Genomic DNA, 20477 nt, shown 5'->3' on the forward strand with positions numbered 1-20477 from the left:
GCAGGTTGACAGATTGTACAATTAGCTTTTTATTTTGAAGCTTAATTCCCGTCTCGATAGGAAGTGACTCTGCCAATGCCCGACCTCCTGTACCCGAGTCACGAAACCGCGCTCCTCATGCTCGATCCGTATAATGATTTCCTCAGCGAGGGTGGGAAGCTCCACGATCGTATCAAGGATGTCGCTCAAACTGTTGGTCTGTATGACAATCTTCGGCAGATCACGAAGGCGGCGAGAGAGAACAATATCCAGATATTCATCGTACCGCATCATCGATCGCGCGATGGAGACTACGCTCACTGGAAGCACATGAACCCCACGCACACGATTTCGGACCGCCTGAAGACGTTCGCGGAGGGAAGCTGGGGCGGGGAATGGCATCCAGAATTCGGCCCTCAGCCGGGAGACGTCGTTGTCAAGGAACACTGGTCCCAAAGCGGCTTCGCCAATACGGATCTGAACGAGCAGCTCCGCCAGCACGGAATCGAGAAGATCATACTTGTCGGCTTGCGAGCTAATACCTGTTTGGAATCGACTGGCCGGTTTGGGATGGAATTGGGATATCACGTCACGCTGGTCAAAGATGCGACAGCTTCATTCTCTTTGGAAGAGATGCATGCTGCTCACGAAGTGAACGGGCCGATGTTTGCTCACGAGATCCTGACTACCAGCGAAGTTGTCTCGAATTTCTTCTCGGCGGCATGACGGACGAGTGAACTCCATGACAAAATATGAAACTGATCGCACAGCGCTTTTGATCGTTGACCCTTACAACGACTTTATGACCGAAGGCGGCAAGCTTTTCGAAGCGATCCGAGACACGGCAGAATCCGTGAACTTCTTCGATAATCTCCGCCGAATTATCAGCGCCGTCCGAGCTGCGGGTATATCGGTGTTGATCCTGCCTCACCATCGCGCTCACGATCATGCCTTCGTGAACTGGAAACACATGACACCTTTCCAGAAGTCGGGCGCACCTCTGAAGGCGTTTGAAGTTGGAACGTGGGGCGGGGAGTTCAACAGTGAATTTGGCCCTAAGGACGGTGACGTCGTTGTCCAGGAGCATTGGGCTCAGAGTGGCTTTGCCAACACCGACCTTGATCTCCAACTTCGACAACGAGGCATCGAAAAGATCATTCTCGTGGGAGTGATCGCCAATAGCTGTATCGAGTCAACTGCTCGGTTCGGCATGGAACTTGGCTATCACGTCACACTTGTCAAAGACGGTGCTGCAGCATTCAGCCATGAGGGCATGGATGTCGCGTTCAGGATCAACGGCCCGACCTATGCTCACGCGATTCTGACAACGGACGAGCTTCTGGCACGGCTGTAGACCATCCAGAACCCGCAGTATTGGCGGGTATTAGCGCGACCCCCCGAAATTCCTGCCATCGTGATCATCCACTCTGCTCAACCCTGAGAGTACCGCAGCCAATGCAGCTGAAGACCCTTTTATTTGCCTTATCTTTCGCTCCCGCCATTGTCGGGACTGTCGCTAACGCACAGAGTGCGCCACCACCTGTAACCGTTGCGAAGCCCGTCGTTCGTGAAGTTGTTGATAACGACGATTTTATCGGACGATTTCAGCCGGTGGATCAAGTTTCGGTAAGGGCTCGGGTCGGCGGATATCTCCAAGAAATTCATTTCACAGACGGAGCGCTCGTCAAGAAAGGCGATCTCCTTTTCGTGATTGACCAGCGTCCCTTCATCACAGCCCTCAATCAAGCGAACGCCGCGCTTGAGGTCGCGAAATCAAGCCTGACCTACGCTGAAGCCCAGTTCAAGCGAGCGGAATCATTGGCGACAAATGGGAGCCAATCTGTTTCCATTCTCGATGACCGCCGCCGTGAGTGGATTTCGGCGGAAGCTAACGTTCGTGGGTCGCAGGCTGCAGCCGATCGCGCTGCGCTCGACCTTGAATATACCAAGATAACTGCCCCGATCAGCGGCCGCATCGATCGCCGACTGATCTCGACTGGAAATCTGATCCAAGCGGACCAATCCGAGCTGACGACGATCGTCTCTCTTGATCCGATCGACTTCTACTTCGATGTGGATGAGCGGCGGCTCCTTAATTTTGCCGATACCGCTCGCAAGCGGGGAAGCGACCTTCAGCTTGGAGGAGGCGGCGTCCCCGTCCAAGTATCGATCTCGGATGCAAACCATCAACCATTCAAAGGCAGCTTGAACTTTGCCGAAAACCGGATCGACAGCGATTCTGGGACAATCAGAGTTCGGGCGCGGTTCAGCAACCCGGATCTCATCCTTCAACCAGGTCTGTTTGGCCGCGTGCAGGTCGAGGCATCGAATAAATACACAGCCGTTCTCGTGCCTGACGAGGCAATTGGGTCGGACCAAAACCAGCGTGTCGTTTATGTCGTTGGTCCTGACGGAACAGTAAGCACAAAGCCGGTGCGCCCAGGGCCACGTCTTTACGGGTATCGCGCGATCCGAGAGGGATTGACCGGGGACGAGACGATCGTCGTGACAGGTTTGATGCGAGCACGACCTGGCACGAAGGTCACGCCTCAGATGACAGAACTTCCACAGACCCGCGAAGATTTGCCGCCTGAGGCGGCGTCAATGGAGGTTGGTCGATGAGGTTTGCTCATTTCTTTGTCGACCGTCCAATTTTTGCGTCGGTCCTGTCGATCATTCTCCTGATCGTTGGCGGAATTGCATATACGACGCTGCCGATCGCCCAATTCCCGGAAATCGCGCCGCCAACCATTGTTGTACGGACTTCATATCCCGGAGCTGATGCACAGACCATTGCGGACACTGTCGCGACCCCTATCGAGCAGGAAATCAACGGCGTCGAGGACATGTTGTACATGTCCTCGTATTCTACGGCCGATGGCTCGATTGCTCTTACTATCACGTTCGCCGCTGGCACCGATCTTGATAAGGCGCAGGTGCTCGTGCAAAACCGAGTGGCGATCGCTCAACCTCGGCTTCCCCCTGAAGTCCAACGAGTTGGCGTAACCACCACAAAAAGCTCCCCTGATCTTATGATGGTCGTCCATCTGCTGTCCCCCAACAACCGGTACGACCAGCTCTACATTTCGAATTACGCGCGTACACGGGTCAGAGATGAGCTGATCCGCTTAAAGGGTGTCGGCGACATTAACCTTGTTGGTGAACGCGAATACTCAATCCGTATCTGGCTCGACCCTGAGAAGCTGTCTGGATATGGCATGACGTCCAGCGACGTTGTCGCTGCGCTTCGTGACCAGAACGTTCAAGTCTCTGGCGGAAGTCTGGGAAGCCCCCCAAACCCCGGAGCTAACGCTTTCCAATATACGGTTACGACACAGGGACGCTTCTCCGATGCACGCCAGTTCCGCTATGTGATCGTAAAGACCACGCCACAAGGGCGCTTGGTTGAGCTTCAGGACGTTGCACGCATCGAGCTGGGCGCGAAGGATTACGTCACCAACAGCTATCTGTCTGGAAAGACCGCTATTGCATTGGCGATTTTCTCTCGCCCCGGAACGAATGCCCTACAGGCTGCCGAAGACATCAAGAAGACGATGGTCGAGGTCTCAAAAGAGTTCCCGGATGGGTTAGAGTACCGCATCGTCTATAATCCGACAGAATTCATCGCTGACTCCATCTCAGACGTCTATCGGACAATTTTCGAGGCCGCCGTTCTAGTTGCGATCGTTGTGCTCGTCTTTCTGCAGTCGTGGCGCACGGCGATCATACCCATTATCGCAATTCCGGTTTCACTCATAGGAACGTTCGCATTCCTAGCGGCTTTTGGCTTCTCTCTCAATCTGCTGACCCTGTTTGGCCTCGTGCTCGCAATCGGCATCGTTGTCGACGATGCCATTGTTGTTGTCGAAAACGTCGAGCGAAATCTTGCGAGAGGGATGAGCCCTCTTGATGCCGCCCACGTCACGATGAACGAAGTGGGCACCGCCGTCCTGGCAATTTCGCTGGTCCTAATAGCGGTCTTTCTGCCAACCGCCTTTGTGCCTGGCATTTCTGGCCAGTTTTACCGACAGTTCGCCGTGACGATCTCGGTCGCGACCGCGATTTCCGCGCTGAACTCGCTGACACTCTCACCAGCAATTGCTGCATTAGTCTTGAGGCCGCACGGCCAGCACGCCCGTAAGAATATCGTTGCAAGGTCAGCGGGTTTCTTCGCTGATGGGTTCAATCGTGGCTTCGACCGTATGAGCCAAGGCTACGCTTGGCTTGTCCGACGGTTGGTTAGCACTCGCTTGGCGCTGACCGGATCGCTGGTTATCTTCGCGCTACTGTTGGGTGCGACGCTCTATATGGCGAAGATCGTTCCGCAAGGATTTATCCCAACGATCGATAGAGGATACGCAATCGTCGTTATTCAGTTGCCAGACGGTGCATCTTTGGCGAGGACGGATTCTGTCGTAAGGCAGGCATCAGATGTTATCCGCACGGTGCCCGGTGTCGTAAACGCCGTCTCATTTGCAGGGTTCAGTGGAGCTACGTTCACGAACGCCTCCAACGCAGGGGTTGTTTTCGCCAGCTTTGACAGCTTCGAGAACCGGCTCAAACAGGGTCAATCTGCCGACCAGCTGATCAAGCAGATGTACGGCAAGCTTCAGAGCATTCAGGAGGCGTTCATCATCGTCGTGCCGCCGCCTGCTGTCAGCGGGATAGGCAATTCCGGTGGGTTCAAAATGCAGATTATGGACCGTCAGAACTCGGACATGTCACGCCTTTTGCCGGTCGCCTATCAACTGATGGGGCAGGCAAACAAAACCCCGGGCCTCTCCGGTGTCTACACAACTTCATCCGCAAGCAGTCCGCAGTATTATCTCGATATTGACCGTGACAAGGCTCGCGTCCTGAACGTCCCAATTCCAAACATTTTCGACACGCTGTCTGTGAATTTAGGAACGTCATATGTGAACGATTTCAATGCTTTCGGGCGCGTCTTCCAAGTGCGAGCGCAAGCTGACACAAAGTATCGGATGGATAGGGATGACATCCTTGGGCTGAAGGTGCGATCCGCAACGGGCGCACTGGTGCCGCTTGGAACGTTGGTCGATATCAAGGATTCCAGCGGCCCGACCCTCGTTCAGCGCTACAACATGTATGTGTCGGTACCTCTACAGGGAACGGCGGCCCCGGGCTATTCCACGGGGAGCGCCCTCGCGACCATGGAAAAGTTGGCGGCAGATATTCTCCCGCCCGGGATGACGGTTCAATGGACTGAACTTGCCTATCAGCAGAAAAATACCGGCAACACGGCGATCTATATATTCGCGCTTTCCGTGGTCTTTGTATTTCTCGCTCTCGCGGCCCAGTACGAAAGCTGGATCCTCCCGTTGGCAATCATCCTAATCGTTCCCTTGGCGGTTCTCGCGGCCCTGGTGGGTGTCGACCTGCGCGGCATGGACAACAACATCCTCACTCAAATCGGGCTGATTGTTCTGATCGGTCTCGCGGCGAAGAACGCGATCCTCATCGTCGAGTTTGCCCGGCAGGCGCAGTTGGAAGGGAAGAGCGCGGTGGACGCTGCGGTAGAAGCGAGCCATCTGCGACTGCGCCCTATCCTTATGACGGCGTTTGCCTTCATTCTCGGCGTGGTTCCGTTGATGTTTGCGGAGGGGCCCGGGGCCGAGATGCGTCAATCGCTGGGGACCGCAGTGTTTTCAGGAATGCTCGGCGTGACAATTTTTGGTCTGTTCCTCACACCGGTCTTCTATGTTGTCCTTCGGTCAGGTCGGAAAGCTAGGGCAGGTGATGTGGCCTCTCATGCAGAGGTGCGGGTAGGGCCGTGGCCATGGCAGGTCCGGAAGGCCGACATCTCGGAAGCAGCTTAGTATCGAAGCTCATGGACCAAAAGAGATTGGGTCTTTCGATCTAGGACTTAGATTGACATCAGGGAATAAAGCTTCAATAAATGAAGTGAAATTCGCTGCCGTCTGTTGACGGTACGTCATGGGTCGGATGTGTCACACGCTTCTGTGGCACCTACTCACGCAAACGACGAGAGACAGTATGAAGGCTGCATTTTACGATCGTCAGGGTAATGCGAAGGATGTCCTGCAGGTTGGCGCTTTGGCTGATCCCGCACCTGGCCCGGGCGAAGTGCGGGTCTTCGTTCGGGTCTCGAGCGTCAATCCCACGGACCTTAAGGCGCGTGCTGGGTATGGAGGCGCTCCGATGGCGTTTCCTCGGATCATTCCACATCAAGATGGTGCCGGGATAATCGACGCCGTGGGGGAAGGGGTGTCAGAAACCCGAGTGGGCGAGAGAGTATGGATCTACGAGGCACAAGCTGGACGCCCAAGTGGCACGGCCGCTCAATATACCGTAGTACCGGCCGAGCGAGCAGTCCCATTGCCAGACAACGTCTCGTTCGAAATCGGTGCTTGTCTTGGCATTCCGGCGCTCACCGCGCATCGTTGCCTATTTGCGGACGGTGACATTCGGGGGAAGCGTGTGCTCGTACAGGGAGGCGCGGGCGCTGTCGGCACAGCCGCGATCTTGTTGGCGAAGTGGGCTGGAGCGTGGGTAGCCACAACTATTAGCCGCCCGGAACAGGCGGATGTCGCTAGGAACGCAGGCGCGGATCTTATAATCAATCGTCGAACAGATGATATTCCCACCGTCGTCATGATGGCCACCGGCGGGGGTGGCGTTGATCGAATTGTAGAAGTTGACCTGGCAGCGAACATCCAAACAGATCTGTCGTGCATTGCAACGAACGGCGTGATTTCCAGTTATGCTGCCGCTGACGCCAAGGAAGCTGTCGCCCTGCCTGCTCTCAGAGCGATGCTGAAGGCAGTCTTAGTCCGATTCGTTTTCGTCTACTCGGTGCCAGGCGATGCCAAAAAAACGGCGGTGGAAGCGCTTACTGCCTGCCTTCAGGCTGGCGCGTACAATCCTGCTATCGCCGCGAGATATCCGCTAGATCAAATTGCTGCTGCCCACGAGGCTCAAGAGTCTGGCAAACTCATCGGCAAAGTCCTAGTGACCGCCGAGTAAATCGAAAATGGAGAAGTGCGTCTCCAATATCAGCTGATATGTGGGGAGAATGTGCGGCCACGCTATTTGCGCCCGCACACAGCTCTCTTACAGGGAAAGAGCAGACATCGCGTCATTGGCGCTGCTAGCTTGCTGTTTGGCTTGCTCTTCAACCTGCTTCTTAATCTCATCCTCGATTTGCTGGCGGACATCGGGCGGAAGCTGTGCCAGTGCATCTTCAGATAGATTGTGGGACGAGAGGTACTTGGCGCGGATCATCTCCGCAGGATTCATGTTGGCCCATTTGTGCAGCTCATCCACCAAATCCTGGTGATGCGCATCTGGATCATCACCTGAGGCAGAAAGGCCGTCCTCTCCGCTTGAAGTGGCGATATCGTCTGAAACGCTCTCAGTTGAAGCAGAGCTCCCGACCGAATCCATGAAAGCGCTGAATGCAGATTCATCGCTGCTTTGGGATTTGGGCTTGGATGTTGACGTTGAAAAAACGCTTGAGCTATCACTGATCTTCATAAAATCCTCGAAAATATGATGGAAGCGGAGCGGCTTGACCGAAGAAAATGCGAATCTTCGGTTCAATTTTTGAAGTTTCTCTTGCGGTTGTCAACGGATTTGCCCATTTTATTCGTGGGTGAAATGTTGAATGCACGGGAAGTTGGTGTTCGAACGGGTGGGACCGCTTCGGATCTCAATTGCATTCTTATGACAAAGGAAGACTTAGATGAGCTGGGATGGTGTATCGGACACAACGTGTCCTATCGCCCGAGGACTGTCTATCGTAGGTGAACGATGGACTCTTCTCATTATGAGAGAGCTTGGCATGGGCTCTCGACGGTTTGATGACATACAGGCGCAGACCGGAATGTCATCCCACCTCCTGTCGCTTCGACTGAAGCAGTTGGAAGCGGATGGAGTGATTGAGCGTCGCCTTCCTGAGGGTGGCTCTAAACGCTTCGAATACTACGCTACGCAGAAGGGGCAGGAACTGGATCGTGTCCTTCTGGCAGTAAGGGCGTGGGGCCTCAAATGGGGTGAATACGGCCCGGATGAAGAGCCCGCGACCAAGCTCGTCTACAAAGAGACGGGCAAGCCGGTTCGCGACAACTTCATGACTTTCGGCGATAGCGATCTGGAGAGATTTGCTAAGACCGAGGTTGTCATGAGCGAAGCCTTTTCACAGGAGCGACAGCGAAAGCTGACCTCCTTCAAGGAGGCAAAGAGCATCAAGAACGCGGCCGCTCACGCCTGACCCAGGGCAGCGTGTCTATTTCGATGCGAGCGATGCGCCCGGCGAAGAGTCTTTGTCGACCGACACCACAACTGAAAGCCCAGGAGCCAATTGGGTCAGAAGTGGTTGTGATCTGTCGACGGAAACTCTTACGCCGACCCGCTGTGCAACCTTCGTGAAATTCCCTGTCGCGTTGTCTGGCTTCACAACCGCGAACTCAGACCCTGCAGCGGGCGAGAAGCTTTCGATTTGTCCCTTCAACTCCGCATGACCAAGGGAGTCCACGGTAAACGTTACCGGCTGGCCGACTTTCATCCCCTCCAGCTGTGTCTCTTTGAAGTTTGCGATGACCCACACGTCTTGCGGAACTAGGGCCACCAGCTGGGTGCCTGCGGTCACGTATTGCCCAAGCCTGACACCGACTTCGCCGAGCTTTCCCGACTTCGCCGCCATAATCGACGTGTGTTGAAGATCAATGTCGGCGAGATGCACAGCTGCTTCCGCGCCGCTGACAGCTGCCTGTAAAGAGGCTCGGTTGACGATGATTGCCGCTAGATTCTGTTTAGATACCTCAAGCGCCGCTTGGGCTTGGTTGACCGCAGCTTTCGCCTGATCGAGCCCTGCTTGAGCCGCGTCAGAATCGCTCGCTGTCGAAATGCCTTTTGCCAGCAAGTTTTCCACGCGGTCCCAAGACAATTGGGCGTGCTTTTCGGCCGCCTTGGCACTATCGATTTGAGCTTCGCTGGATGCGATGCTTGCTCGAGCGGAACGCTCCTGCTGCTGGGAATTCAACAAGGCGGCTCTCTGCCCTTCAAGCCCCGACCGCGCTTGTTCCAGTCGTTGAACGTATATCTGATCATCAATTTTCGCGATCAGCTGTCCCTCTTGCACAGTTTGGTAGTCCTTCACTGGCACGTTGGTGATGTACCCACTGACCTGAGGGCTGACGATCGTCACATAACCCTTCACGTACGCATTGTCGGTTGTTTCGACGGAAGTGTCGAAGGGCGGCAAATGCCATGCGTATAGCAAAAGCAGTACGCCGCCGATCCCGACGATCGCCGCAATCACTTCAAGTGGAGAACGAATTAGCTTGTTCATGCAAAGGGGTCTTTCACGCGGCTACGGCAGAAGATGCGGACGGCCTCGCGATCTTCGAGCGGACGAACTGATAGGCTAGGTGGGCGAGCATCATGAGGAGAGCGACTACGGCGATCGCTCCTGCAACGAGGAACGCGTCACCAAAAGCAAGGCTGTTGGCCTCTCGTGTTACCTGGGCTGACAAGAGTGACAGGCCTTCGCCATTCATCTGAACTGGGTCCCCAAGCACTTTTGCGTATGGAGCGACGAGAGTGCTCAGGCGGTTTGCGACAAGTGGATTGGTGAGAGTGATTTGTTCAGACAGGATGTTAGAATGGAACTTCTCACGTATCGTTATGAACGTTCCGTAGGAGGCCGTTGCAATCAGCGCCCCGATGACTTGGGTGAACATGAAAACCACAAAGAAGGTCACAACGTACGCAGGCCCTTTTGCAAAGGCGGAATTGAAAAAGTCAGCCAAAGTGGGCGGGACAAACATTGCCGACCCCATCGAAACGAGGGCCTGGCTGAGGTACATCTGCTCTGGGCGCGTTAGGCTCGTCGTTTGACTATCGAGAAACGCGCCTGTGGCGAGCATCACCAACGCGACTATCTGAATGCTTCGGCTGTATCCACGGTTCAGTAATGCCGCGCAGACGAATCCCCCAGTCACCGTGAACACCAGGATTATAACGTAGAGCATCTGGAGCTGATCGAAGAGCAGTCCGACGTTTTGGTACCACAGCATCACAATCGCGGATTGCTCACCTGCTAGGAGCCGGAAGATCAGCAGGATCCCGAAAATGTGGATGTTGCGCCACGACAGCAGCCACCGAAAATCGATCAATGGATGTTCGCGTCCGAGTTCGATCATCGCGGCGATGAACAACGATGCTACGGCGACAACCAGCGTGGTGCCGAGCCATGGTGCTTCGAACCACCAATAGGGACGACCCACTGAAAGCGCGACTGCGACGCAACCGTAGCCGATCGCAATGAACATGTAGCTGATGATGTCTGTGCGGACGATGACTTTGACGCGTGGAGGTGCGGTCAGCGGGAGGAGGAAGATGATTGGCAGAACGAACAGTGCAAGCGACATCTCCAATGTGTAGAGACCTCGCCATCCCCCAAAATCGATTAGTGTGGGCGAGACCAGCCGCGTCAATGGGGCCCCAAGCATCGAGTTCATCGTCACAAGACACAAGCCCACCGTTCCTCGCTTCTGGGGCGGGAAAATCTCGAGCATGTAAAGGAAACCCAACGTTGCAAGCGGGGCCGCAGCGATTCCGCTAAGGAAGCGCACGACGATTGCTGATTGGAGATCCGAGATAAAGAGGTTGAGGACTGACGCACCAATGAAGCACATGACGGCTACTTTGGCCAATGCGCGAACGCCGTACTGCATTCGGACCTTCACCAGGAGAATGCCCAAGCTGACGTTTGGGGCCATATAGGCGGCTGACAACCACGCCGCCTCTGTCGTTGTCGCAGCGATTGACCCTTGGATTTGGTTGAGGTTTGCAAGAGCCAGATTCATTCCCAACCCCTGGGTCAGGAAGAACATTACAGACGATAGGAAATAGAGAACCGATCGCCATGCAGGCATCTGCACGAACGGTGGTGGACTAGGGGGGGCCTCGGTGGAAGGTGTTTGATCCGCCGTGGTGACGACACCCCAGTTGTTCTTCTTCTGATCGTCTCTTTCCGTCTGGGTCTCCAGCGCTCCGGCGACGGCCATTGTCAGGCCACCGACGCCGGACGAAGGGATAGAAATCGATGAAGCGCCGCCACAACTTGTGCGCCTTCGCCGATCGCCGCACCGACCCTCTTTGTCGATCCAGATCTCACATCGCCAATGGCGAAAACGCCGTGAACCGAAGTTTCCAGCTCGGTTGCGGACGGAAATGCTTCCGTCGCGCCGGTCGTGACAAAGCCAGCTTGGTCAAGCGTGACGCCGCAACCCGTCAACCATTCGGTCGTTGGATCCGCGCCAATGAAAAGAAAGAGATTTCGCGTATCGACTTTCCGCTTTTGGCTGGATGCCTTATCGACAAGTGTCAATCCGGTCAGCCCAGAGGCATCACTGTGCAACTGGCCTATCTCGGTATTATAGTGCACGGTAACGTTCGGTGCCGATTGAATGCGATCAACGAGATAGCTCGACATACTTGCAGCAAGACTTTCACCGCGTACAAGCATTTGAACAGTCCGTGCGTGCGAGGAGAGGTAGACCACGGCTTGGCCAGCTGAGTTGCCGCCGCCTATCAGATAGACGTCTTGGTCTTTGCACAGATTGGCCTCGATTGGGGAGGCCCAGTACCAAACGCCGCGTCCTTCCAAGTCCTTCAAACCATCGATCTCGGGGCGGCGGTAATAAGCTCCGCTTGCGATGACGACAGACCTCGAACGGACTTCGTGGCCATCGGTGGTCTTCAAAACGAAATATCCCTGCGGTCGAGTGCAATCCAAAGATTTGATCTCGGTAGGGATCATCATTTCAGCGCCAAATTTCTGGGCCTGATTGTACGCACGAGCCGTTAGCGCAAATCCGGAAATCCCTGTCGGGAAACCAAAGTAGTTCTCAATCCGCGCGCTAGCTCCAGCTTGTCCACCAAACGATTTGGCGTCGCAAACTGCTACGCTGAGCCCTTCGGATGCCGCGTAAACCGCTGTCGAAAGTCCAGATGGGCCTGCTCCGATAACGGCAACATCGTAGTGGTTGCGGCTTGCTTCCGCCATCATCCCAAGGATCGAAGCTACTTTCTCCGTCGACGGATTCTCAAGTATTGTGCCGTCGGCGAGCACAACGAGTGGCAACGACGTGGAATTTGCGTGAGCGCGGCTCAAAAGTTCAGCTGCATCATCATCCTCTGAGGGGTCGATGGCGACAAAAGGATGCCCATTGCGCCTGAAGAATCCCTGCAGTCGCACGACGTCGTGATTGTCCCTCGATCCAATAATCGTCGGGCCGACGGTCGCACCCTCAATCAGGTTGACCCGTCTCAAGATCAAGGCCCTCATGATGCGTTCGCCGATCTCTGCATTGGCAATAAGAAGGGACCGAAGTCGATCGGGCTCGATCAACAGAGCCTGCGTTTCGCCTTCCGCATGACCATCCACCAAGGCTGTTCGGCCAGACAAATTTCCTGTCTCGCCCATAAACCCACCCGGGCCATATTCCGCGATCGGTGTTACTTGGCCGAAAATATTCTTGACCTCAACGGTGGCGTGTCCTTCGAGGAAGACAAAGAGTCCAGGGCTCTTTTCGCCAGCTTTCAAGATTGTCTCGCCATCTTGAAATGTTACGAGCTTTCCGAAGCCTTTGAGAATCTCAAGTTCATGTGGATTGAAAACCGGGAAAGTTTGCTCGTGCCTTGGACCCGTAGCGTTCAGTGGTGCGGTGTTTGACATCAATTGCTCCTGGGAATTAGCGGACGTTCACTCGGACAATCAATTTGCCGAAGTTGTTGCCTTCGAGGAGGCCGATCAGTCCGACTGGGGCATTCTCCAAGCCGTCGATGAAGTCCTCGCGATAGCGAATTTCTCCAGAGGCAACGGCTCCGCCGATCTCTCCAAGAAATGAGGGGTAAAGCTCTCCGGCGAATTCAGAGTTGATGTAGCCGCGCAGCGTCAGGCTTCTTGCCAAGACAGTATGCATGGTCTGGGCGAGAAGCGCTTGGCTATCCCCAGCTGGGAAGGAATTGTATTGAGAGATCAAGCCGCAGACGGGAACGCGAGCATAGGTGTTCAGAAGCGGGAGTACGGCCTGCCATACCGCGCCGCCCACATTTTCAAAATAGACGTCGATACCCTTCGGGCAAACCTCTGCCAGCTGCTGAGCAAAGTCAGCCGACTTATGATCCACAACTTCATCGAACCCGAACATCGATTTTGCAAATGCGCATTTCTCTTTGCCACCGGCAATCCCGACCGACCGCGCTCCGGCTCGTTTCGCAATCTGGCCCACTAAAGACCCGACGGGACCCGAAGCTGCGGCTACGACGACAGTATCGCCCTGCTTTGGCTTGCCGATCATTTTCATACCGCTATAGGCGGTGAAGCCGGGCATGCCAAGGACGCCGAGCGCGGTGGTGACGGGTGCCAAAGTGTCGTCGAGTTTTCGCAGGCCAGCCGCATCTGACACCGCGTGTGTTCTCCAGCCCGTCCTGGCCAGAACAACATCGCCTTCGCGGAAGTCGGGATGTTTGGATTCGAGCACGGTCGCGACGCCCGAACCTTCCATGAGGCCACCAACTGGTGTCGGTTCGGCATACGATTTCGCACCGCTCATGCGTCCCCGCATGTACGGATCAAGCGAGAGGTAGTCGGTTCTCAAGAGGAGTTGACCCGGGGAGATTGCCGGTAACGAGGTAGTCTCGAGCCGGAAATTATCCGTCGTTGGCCTCCCATCGGGTCGGGAAGCTAGAACGATTTGCGTAGCATCGATTCCACTCATGCCGAAGTCCTACTGGGTTCAGCCTGGACCTTCTAAGGAGGATTCCCGAGGTGCCGCTGCGGCGCATATAGCGACTGCAACAGGCACAACGCAACGAAAACTTCAAAAAATGAAGTAACCACTAAATATGATGCCATTAATGATGATGATCAGGTATAATCCCCCAAATCTCCGTCCTCGAATTGGGAGAAGTGCAATCGCGATGCAAGAAGAACGGCTGGGGTGCGATCCGCTCATCGTTGCGGAAAGCTGGAAAAGTGAGGGGCGACAGGTCGCTTTGGCGACGGTAATTTCAACGTGGGGTTCTGCGCCAAGGCCGATAGGCAGCCATCTTGCCATAGATGAGATGGGAAATTTCGAGGGTTCAGTATCTGGTGGTTGTGTCGAGGCCGCCGTGATTTTTGAAGCGCAAGAAGCGATTGCTGACGGCCGTTCGCGCGTTGTGGACTTCGGCGTTGCTGATGAGACGGCATGGCGCGTTGGGTTGTCATGTGGCGGTCGTATCAGCGTTTACGTCGAAAGGATCGACTGATGAAGCTGTCCGATCTGGCACGTATCAATGCAGCTAGGAGTCAGCGACAGAAGGTCGTGACTCTTACCAATCTGGCAACTGGAGAACAAAGCGTTCTGATCGGGCAGGACGCCTTTGAATATGAGCTGAGCGCGTTAGAGTCTATGCCCCAGATTGGAGGTAGCCCCGACAATCCTTCGCGAGAGCATTCCAGCTTTGTGAACGTCTACCAACCCAACCGTCGAATTGTCGTTATCGGCGCTGTGCACATAACGCAGGCGCTGGCAGCAATGGCGCAGATTGCTGAGTTTGATGTCGTAGTCGTAGACCCGAGAACCGCTTTCGCAACGCCGGAGCGTTTCCGAGGAGTCAACGTCGTTGCTGAATGGCCCGAAGACGCTTTTCGAACACTATCGCTGGACGAATTTACCGCGCTCGTCGCTTTGAGTCATGACCCAAAAATCGATGACTTTGCCATAGCTACGGCGCTGCGACAGGAATGCTTCTATGTCGGCGCTCTGGGAAGCCGGAAGACTCACGCGAAACGCTTGGAGCGGTTGGCGGCGCAGGGCGTGGCAGCGTCGGATCTTGCGAGAATTCGCGGCCCCGTCGGCGTCGACATTGGTGCGAAATCGCCATCCGAGATCGCCGTGGCCATTCTTGCCGATTTGATTAACGCCTGGCGTCAGCCGAGTAGGGCCTTGGCATGAGATTCGGCCTGAAAGATACGCGGGACGCTATCGACAGCATTCTTGCACATGCGGTGAAAACCGCGAACCGGTCGTTTGCTAAAGGAGTAATCCTTAACCAGAGCGCCGTAGACGCGTTGCTAGCCGGTGGCGTAGCTACGTTGACTGTCGCAACCCTGGAAGATGGAGACGTGCCGGAAAATGACGCCGCCGACGCGCTTGCGCATGCTCTGGGTACTTCGGGCGTGCGGATTTCGCGTGCGGCAACGGGCAGGGTGAATTTTTACGCGAAAAAGAGCGGAGTTTTCTGGCCTGACAAAGGAGCCGTTGATCTCTTCAACAGTGTCGATCCCGGGATTACTCTGGCAACTTTGGCTGAAGGCAGATCCGTTCACAGCGGTGAGATGGTCGCCACAATCAAAATCATACCTCTTGCGGTCACCAGCCGATCGATAAGCGCGACGCTCGCTGTGCTTGGCGATCGCGAGGTGTTTTCGGTGAAGGAGTACCTGAGCCACGACGTCGTGCTCATCTCGACATTGCTTCCTAATCTAAAGCTATCCGTTGTCGGAAAGACGACACGGAACCTTTTGCGCAGGCTCGAAAGTTCGCAGAGTAGGTGAGCGAGTGAGCGGGTCTCTGATCACAATCCATATGCTTTGGCCGCGCAGATCCAGAAGGCATTGAAGATGGGGTCGCCGAGGCCGCGCTTGATTGTCGCGTTCGGCGCATCTGCTGTCACGGACGAGCGTGACGTTATACCGGAAGCCATTCGCCTCGCCGGTGGACGGGTGATACGAGTTGGGATGCCTGTCGATCCAGGCAACTTGCTGGTGCTTGGGGAGGTCGAGGGCGTGCCAATCATAGGAGCGCCAGGGTGCGCACGAAGCCCAACAGAAAATGGTTTCGATTGGGTTCTCAACAGAGTGCTGACGGGCGAGCGGCCTGACTCAATTCATATTGCTGGCATGGGGGTAGGGGGTCTCCTCAAGGAAATTCCGACACGCCCAAGCCCGCGCCAACAAGTCCACTTTGCAAAACCGTCGATATCAGTCGCCGCTGTGCTTCTTGCAGCAGGCACCTCGAGCCGCATGGGGGACGTCGGCAAGCACAAGCTCCTTGCGACGTTCGATGGTGTGCCGTTGGTCCGACGCTCGGCTTTGGCCGCCTTACACAGCAACGTCGCAAGACTCCATGTGGTGACGGGCTGCCGAAGCGATGAGATCGAACGGGCTCTCGAAGGGCTTGAACTGGAGTTGGTCCATAATCCACTGTTTGCCGATGGGATATCAAGCTCTCTGGGTTGCGGGATTGCCCGAGCGATCGACGAGGATCCAGACGGCGTTCTGGTCCTGCTCGCTGATATGCCGAATGTCACCTCAAGCGATATCTGCTTGTTGATCCGCAGCTTCAACGACGCAGGTGGATCAGCGGTAGTTCGGGCCAGTGCGCAGGGCAAACGCGGGAACCCGGTGATTATCCCTCGGAGCCTATTTTCCGAGGTCTTGGCCCTACAAGGCGACGTGGGCGCAAGACATGTCATTGAGAACACCGGCCATGACATCGTGGATGTCGAAATCGGTGCTGCCGCGCTCTTGGATGTCGATACGCCGGAAGCGCTTGCGAATGCCGGGGGCGCGTTTAGCGAGCACGCGTAGCAACGCCGCGCTCAAAAGCGGTCCCAGCAAGTTTGACAAATTAAAACACATGTTTTAAACACTTGTATGACTGAGGAGGAGCTGATGTCATATTTCATTCGCCAGATGGCGCATGCGCTGTTTCGGGAGCCTCTGCGAAGCGGAAGCGCTGAACTGGGCGGGCTGTCCCAATGAGCGACAAGGCGTCGGTCGGCCACCTTTCAAACGGCCCGTTCTCTGTTGGAATCAGCGTTCCCCGGCTCAACGCGGAGGGCTTTGTCCGTGGAGAGTCTGTATATTCCGCCGACATCATTCCGGAAAACGCCTTGCGGCTTCGGCTGGTGAGAAGCGTCCATCCAAGAGCGAGAATTCTCCGTGTCGACACTTCGGCAGCCGAGAAAGTCCCCGGCTTCGTCACACTGGTGACCGCGCATGAAATGTGGCCGCTCACCGAGCCAACCCCGTCTCGGTTCTCAAAAGATCGCTTCCCTGGACCTCTCGATGTTCGCCCTCTAGCTCGCGATGAGGTTCGCTATGTCGGGGAGCCAATCGTCGCGATTGTTGCCGATAGCGAAGCCAGCGCACGGTTGGCGGCAGACAAGGTGGTTATCGAATATGAGATCCTTCCGCCGCTTCTAGATCCGTCGGGTGCGATTACCTCGGATACATTTGTGCATCCATTGTGGAAAACGAACGTAGCCGCACACGACGTCATTCGCGTTGGCAATCCGGAGTCCGCATTTTTCGAGAGCGACGTCATCACGGTATCGGGTGAGCTTTCTGTGGACTGCTCAACGAGTGCGCCAATGGAAATGCGATCTTATGTGGCTCACTGGGATCCGAGATCGGCACGATTGAAGGTCGAGGGAGCATTTCAAATGCCTCATCCCTCGCGCTGGACCATCGCACACGCACTCCGTCTAAAGGAGAGCCAGGTTCAGATCGTAGCGCCCAACATTGGCGGTACCTTTGGTCTGAAGATGGTGGGTCACCCAGAAGAAGTTCTGGTGGGGTTCCTCGCAATGAAGACACGTCGTCCGGTCGCGTTTGTTGAGGATCGGGACGAGTGCTTTCTGGCGCGAGGCCGTGAACAGAAGCATTCCTTTCAGATCGCAGCAAAGCCAGACGGCCAGATTGTCGCGTTTCGTGACCGGATGGTTGCCGACATTGGTGCTGTCGGCGCTGGAGGAGGTTGGCAGATGGCCCTCGTGGCCGCTGCAGTGATGCCGACCGTCTACAGGATCGAGAACTGTCTGATTGATTGTTATCTCGCCACGACCAACAAATCCCCATGGCAAGGGATCAGGGGATACGGCAAGGAGATTGGAAACCTTGTTGTCGAGCGAGCCATCGAGCTGCTGGCACAAGAACTCGGCATGAGTTCCAACAGCCTACGTCGGAAAAACCTGGTTCCTTCGGAAGCGTTCCCGTATCGGCTTCCGTCGGGAATGATGGTCGATAGCGGCGACTACGAGCCTGCACTGGACGAAATTGAGGAAATGACTGCTCGGTGGGTGCAAGACGTACCGACAGCGGACGATGAACATATCATTGGTCGCGGATACGCGTTCGAACTGACACCCGAGGGAGCAGCGTTTCCCGGCGCGGTTCCAAGCGGCTTTGAAACCGCGACCGTGAAGGTTGATCCAAGCGGTGAGATAACCGTGCTAGCAAGCATAACGTCCCCTGGTGGCGGCAATGAGACTGGCCTGGCGCAGCTCGTTGCGGACGTCTTTGGCGCTCCGCCGTCCTCGATCACGATCCGGCAAGGTGATACTGATGTCACGCCATTCGGTGGTGGAAATAGTAGTAGCCGAAGCCTCATGCTCTGTGGTGCCGCAGCAGTCTCCGCTGCGCAGGACGTCAGAACAAAGTTGGCAAGGTGTGCTGCGAACCTGCTGAAATGTGAGCCTACCCATATCGCGTTTCACGACGGTGAAGTCTTTTCAACTTCGGCATCCGACAGCCGATTGCCGTTCCCAGCCGTCGCGCTCGCGGTCTACACGCATCCCTTTACTTCGGGCGACGGAGTGGAGTTGCCACTTCAATCGACGAAAAGCTACAAGGCCCAGAACGTAAGGCATTCGCCAGATGAGCACGGCCGTATCAGCGCCTACCCATCATACCCCTATTCTGTACATGCTGCGGAGGTCGAGGTGTCTCGGGACACTGGAGTTGTCCGTGTCCTAAAATACTCGGTGGTTCATGACTGTGGCACCGTGATCAATCCTGCATTGGTCGACGGCCAAATGCGTGGCGCTGTCGTCATGGGTATCGGTGCTGCGCTCTGGGAGCGCATGCAGATGGGCGAGAGCGGTCATAAGATAACCGACCGCCTAAAGAACTATCTCCTTCCTCGGGCGTCAGACATTCCTCCAATAGAGATCGGGCATCGGGTCACGCCGAGCGCCTTTCACCCACTTGGTATGAAAGGGGCTGGGGAGTCGGGTGTCGGTGGCGCGATGGCTGCAGTCATCAACGCCGTAGGGAATGCCATCGGTCCAGCAGCGGCTCGAAGACTCAATGCTGTCCCGGCAACCCCAGAGCGGGTGTTGGATGCGATGATTGGCGGGCGATCATGATAGCTAATCCATTCAGCTATTCAGCGCCGGAGACCATCGAAGAGGCGGCTTCTCTGCTCGCCAATTTCGACGGCGATGCGATGGTCATCGGCGGTGGAACAATGCTTGTTCCGGCCATGACAAGAGGGGAGTCTAAACCGGAGCTGCTCGTCGATTTGCGCCGGATCGGCCTGAAGCAAATCTCCCTGGAGACCGCTGACATCGTGATTGAGGCGCGAGTAAGCTACGACGATGTCCTTTCCTCGGCCTTGATTGCTAAGGAAGCTCCGCTGTTGGTCCACATGGCGTCGGGCGTTACCGGGGGCCGGAGCATAACGGGACAGGGAACACTCCTCGGGTCGGCATGTTTTGCCAATCCGGCATCCGACGTACCCGTATGCCTGGCTGCACTCGGGGCCAAAATCAGACTTGTCGGCGTTGAGGGTATCCGCGACGTCCCGATGGCAGAGTTTTTCCTTGGCGGATTTCTGACGTCTCGCAGGAATGATGAGGTTGGTGTCGCTTTGATCCTTCCACGTCCACGGGGGCGAGTATCAAGCTCTTATAGAAAAGTGAAGCCGAGCGGTAGCTCGTGGCCGATCATCACCGTCGCGTGCGTCGTAGAGCTAACAGCAGAGGGCACCTCCACCAGCTTGGCCATAGGTGGACTGGATTCCACGCCGTTGCAGATATCTGCCAATGGCGTCTTATCACCGCGAGACCAGGAGGGGTTGGTGTCCAAGCTCGTTTCGATGATGAGGGAGCCTTGGGAAGACGCACTCGCTGACGCCGAATATCGCCTGCGAGTTGCTCCCGCAATCGCGCTCAGGGTCATGCGCGAAGCCATTGGAGAGCACCATGACTAAGGACGCTGTCACACTTTCAGTCAATGGTTCTCAACGAGAAATCGCTAGCGATACCCGTCAGCTACTGGTCGACGTGCTCCGCGAAGATCTCGATCTCAAAGCAACTCACGTCGGCTGCCTCAGCGGGGACTGCGGCGCATGTTCGGTATTGGTCGATGGCGAGGTCCGAAAGTCATGCCTCAACCTCGCCGTTAGCATGCAAGGTGCGGATATCCGGACACTCGACGGTTGGGCCGACAACGTTCTGGCGCGACTTCAAGCGGCGTTCATTTCTACCAACGCCTTTCAATGCGGCTTTTGCACCTCCGGGATGCTGATGGCCGCTTACGACCTTCTTCGAAGAAATCCACGTCCCGACACCCTCGAAATTAGGAAGGCGATCAGCGGCAACCTGTGTCGTTGCACAGGTTACGAGCCGATCATTCGAGCCATCCAACAAGCAATAGATGAATGAACGGAGATAGC

At 55.8% G+C, this 20477-nt stretch carries 18 protein-coding genes; 13 read left to right on the forward strand and 5 right to left on the reverse strand.

Annotation, left to right across the window (positions count from 1 at the left end; translation table 11 throughout):
- Positions 1-75 precede the first annotated feature (75 nt).
- The 5 genes from ACCD05_RS06240 to ACCD05_RS06260 all read left to right on the forward strand — a co-directional run bounded on the left by ACCD05_RS06240 (position 76) and on the right by ACCD05_RS06260 (position 6984).
- Positions 76-705 (forward strand): isochorismatase family cysteine hydrolase, encoded by a 630-nt coding sequence (locus ACCD05_RS06240; RefSeq protein ID WP_413391790.1) that lies wholly within the window; start codon positions 76-78, stop codon positions 703-705.
- Positions 706-721: 16 nt separating this feature from the next.
- Positions 722-1333, forward strand: a complete 612-nt coding sequence (locus ACCD05_RS06245; RefSeq protein ID WP_413391792.1) for an isochorismatase family cysteine hydrolase — start codon at positions 722-724, stop codon at positions 1331-1333.
- 101 nt (positions 1334-1434) lie between these two features.
- Positions 1435-2601, forward strand: a complete 1167-nt coding sequence (locus ACCD05_RS06250) for an efflux RND transporter periplasmic adaptor subunit (RefSeq protein WP_413391794.1) — start codon at positions 1435-1437, stop codon at positions 2599-2601.
- Entirely contained in the window at positions 2598-5816 is a 3219-nt protein-coding gene (locus tag ACCD05_RS06255) for an efflux RND transporter permease subunit (protein ID WP_413391796.1), read from the forward strand. The genes ACCD05_RS06250 and ACCD05_RS06255 overlap by 4 nt, the downstream gene beginning before the upstream one ends.
- 178 nt (positions 5817-5994) lie before the next feature.
- Positions 5995-6984: an NADPH:quinone reductase gene (locus ACCD05_RS06260; protein ID WP_413391798.1), complete on the forward strand. Its 990-nt coding sequence runs from the start codon at positions 5995-5997 to the stop codon at positions 6982-6984.
- Positions 6985-7071: 87 nt separating this feature from the next.
- Here the strand turns inward: ACCD05_RS06260 and ACCD05_RS06265 are convergent, their stop codons facing one another.
- Entirely contained in the window at positions 7072-7560 is a 489-nt protein-coding gene (locus ACCD05_RS06265) for a hypothetical protein (RefSeq protein WP_413391800.1), read from the reverse strand.
- A 142-nt stretch (positions 7561-7702) separates the two neighbouring features.
- Here ACCD05_RS06265 and ACCD05_RS06270 point away from each other — a divergent pair, with 142 nt between their 5' ends.
- On the forward strand, positions 7703-8230 hold the full coding sequence (locus tag ACCD05_RS06270; RefSeq protein WP_413391802.1) for a winged helix-turn-helix transcriptional regulator: 528 nt from the start codon (positions 7703-7705) through the stop codon (positions 8228-8230).
- A gap of 15 nt (positions 8231-8245) precedes the next feature.
- Here ACCD05_RS06270 and ACCD05_RS06275 read toward each other — a convergent pair whose 3' ends face one another.
- The 4 genes from ACCD05_RS06275 to ACCD05_RS06290 form a co-directional block, all read right to left on the reverse strand.
- Positions 8246-9310, reverse strand: a complete 1065-nt coding sequence (locus ACCD05_RS06275; protein WP_413391804.1) for an HlyD family secretion protein — start codon at positions 9308-9310, stop codon at positions 8246-8248.
- Positions 9311-9323: 13 nt separating this feature from the next.
- Entirely contained in the window at positions 9324-10898 is a 1575-nt protein-coding gene (locus ACCD05_RS06280; RefSeq protein ID WP_413391928.1) for an MFS transporter, read from the reverse strand.
- 134 nt (positions 10899-11032) lie between these two features.
- The gene (locus tag ACCD05_RS06285; protein ID WP_413391806.1) at positions 11033-12703 is read right to left on the reverse strand and encodes an FAD-dependent oxidoreductase; all 1671 of its coding nucleotides are present in this window, start codon (positions 12701-12703) and stop codon (positions 11033-11035) included.
- A 16-nt stretch (positions 12704-12719) separates the two neighbouring features.
- Positions 12720-13748 (reverse strand): NADP-dependent oxidoreductase, encoded by a 1029-nt coding sequence (locus ACCD05_RS06290; protein ID WP_413391808.1) that lies wholly within the window; start codon positions 13746-13748, stop codon positions 12720-12722.
- A 202-nt stretch (positions 13749-13950) separates the two neighbouring features.
- Between ACCD05_RS06290 and ACCD05_RS06295 the strand changes: the two genes are divergently transcribed.
- The 7 genes from ACCD05_RS06295 (at position 13951) to ACCD05_RS06325 (ending at position 20466) form a co-directional block, all read left to right on the forward strand.
- Positions 13951-14280, forward strand: a complete 330-nt coding sequence (locus ACCD05_RS06295; protein ID WP_413391810.1) for an XdhC family protein — start codon at positions 13951-13953, stop codon at positions 14278-14280.
- Positions 14280-14969, forward strand: a complete 690-nt coding sequence (locus ACCD05_RS06300) for an XdhC family protein (protein WP_413391812.1) — start codon at positions 14280-14282, stop codon at positions 14967-14969. Before ACCD05_RS06295 ends, ACCD05_RS06300 begins: the two co-directional genes overlap by 1 nt.
- Positions 14966-15571, forward strand: a complete 606-nt coding sequence (locus tag ACCD05_RS06305) for a hypothetical protein (protein WP_413391814.1) — start codon at positions 14966-14968, stop codon at positions 15569-15571. Before ACCD05_RS06300 ends, ACCD05_RS06305 begins: the two co-directional genes overlap by 4 nt.
- Before the next feature lie 87 nt (positions 15572-15658).
- Positions 15659-16606 carry an NTP transferase domain-containing protein gene (locus tag ACCD05_RS06310; protein WP_413391816.1) on the forward strand — a complete coding sequence of 316 codons (948 nt, stop codon included), beginning with the start codon at positions 15659-15661 and terminating at the stop codon, positions 16604-16606.
- Positions 16607-16776: 170 nt separating this feature from the next.
- Entirely contained in the window at positions 16777-19167 is a 2391-nt protein-coding gene (locus ACCD05_RS06315; RefSeq protein ID WP_413391818.1) for a xanthine dehydrogenase family protein molybdopterin-binding subunit, read from the forward strand.
- Positions 19164-20012, forward strand: coding sequence for an FAD binding domain-containing protein (locus ACCD05_RS06320; RefSeq protein ID WP_413391820.1), 849 nt, complete (start codon positions 19164-19166; stop codon positions 20010-20012). Before ACCD05_RS06315 ends, ACCD05_RS06320 begins: the two co-directional genes overlap by 4 nt.
- Positions 20005-20466: a (2Fe-2S)-binding protein gene (locus tag ACCD05_RS06325; protein ID WP_413391821.1), complete on the forward strand. Its 462-nt coding sequence runs from the start codon at positions 20005-20007 to the stop codon at positions 20464-20466. Before ACCD05_RS06320 ends, ACCD05_RS06325 begins: the two co-directional genes overlap by 8 nt.
- The last annotated feature ends 11 nt before the right edge of the window (positions 20467-20477 follow it).

Source organism: Rhizobium sp. Rhizsp42 (assembly GCF_047304155.1).
Lineage (GTDB): Bacteria > Pseudomonadota > Alphaproteobacteria > Rhizobiales > Rhizobiaceae > Rhizobium.

Bases quoted from the DNA above. Each gene is read 5' to 3' on its own strand.
- ACCD05_RS06240 (WP_413391790.1), top strand. From the start codon at position 76: ATGCCCGACCTCCTGTACCCGAGTCACGAAACCGCGCTCCTCATGCTC.
- ACCD05_RS06245 (WP_413391792.1), top strand. From the start codon at position 722: ATGACAAAATATGAAACTGATCGCACAGCGCTTTTGATCGTTGACCCT.
- ACCD05_RS06250 (WP_413391794.1), top strand. From the start codon at position 1,435: ATGCAGCTGAAGACCCTTTTATTTGCCTTATCTTTCGCTCCCGCCATT.
- ACCD05_RS06255 (WP_413391796.1), top strand. From the start codon at position 2,598: ATGAGGTTTGCTCATTTCTTTGTCGACCGTCCAATTTTTGCGTCGGTC.
- ACCD05_RS06260 (WP_413391798.1), top strand. From the start codon at position 5,995: ATGAAGGCTGCATTTTACGATCGTCAGGGTAATGCGAAGGATGTCCTG.
- ACCD05_RS06270 (WP_413391802.1), top strand. From the start codon at position 7,703: ATGAGCTGGGATGGTGTATCGGACACAACGTGTCCTATCGCCCGAGGA.
- ACCD05_RS06275 (WP_413391804.1), bottom strand. From the start codon at position 9,310: ATGAACAAGCTAATTCGTTCTCCACTTGAAGTGATTGCGGCGATCGTC.
- ACCD05_RS06280 (WP_413391928.1), bottom strand. From the start codon at position 10,898: ATGCCTGCATGGCGATCGGTTCTCTATTTCCTATCGTCTGTAATGTTC.
- ACCD05_RS06285 (WP_413391806.1), bottom strand. From the start codon at position 12,703: ATGTCAAACACCGCACCACTGAACGCTACGGGTCCAAGGCACGAGCAA.
- ACCD05_RS06290 (WP_413391808.1), bottom strand. From the start codon at position 13,748: ATGAGTGGAATCGATGCTACGCAAATCGTTCTAGCTTCCCGACCCGAT.
- ACCD05_RS06295 (WP_413391810.1), top strand. From the start codon at position 13,951: ATGCAAGAAGAACGGCTGGGGTGCGATCCGCTCATCGTTGCGGAAAGC.
- ACCD05_RS06300 (WP_413391812.1), top strand. From the start codon at position 14,280: ATGAAGCTGTCCGATCTGGCACGTATCAATGCAGCTAGGAGTCAGCGA.
- ACCD05_RS06305 (WP_413391814.1), top strand. From the start codon at position 14,966: ATGAGATTCGGCCTGAAAGATACGCGGGACGCTATCGACAGCATTCTT.
- ACCD05_RS06315 (WP_413391818.1), top strand. From the start codon at position 16,777: ATGAGCGACAAGGCGTCGGTCGGCCACCTTTCAAACGGCCCGTTCTCT.
- ACCD05_RS06320 (WP_413391820.1), top strand. From the start codon at position 19,164: ATGATAGCTAATCCATTCAGCTATTCAGCGCCGGAGACCATCGAAGAG.
- ACCD05_RS06325 (WP_413391821.1), top strand. From the start codon at position 20,005: ATGACTAAGGACGCTGTCACACTTTCAGTCAATGGTTCTCAACGAGAA.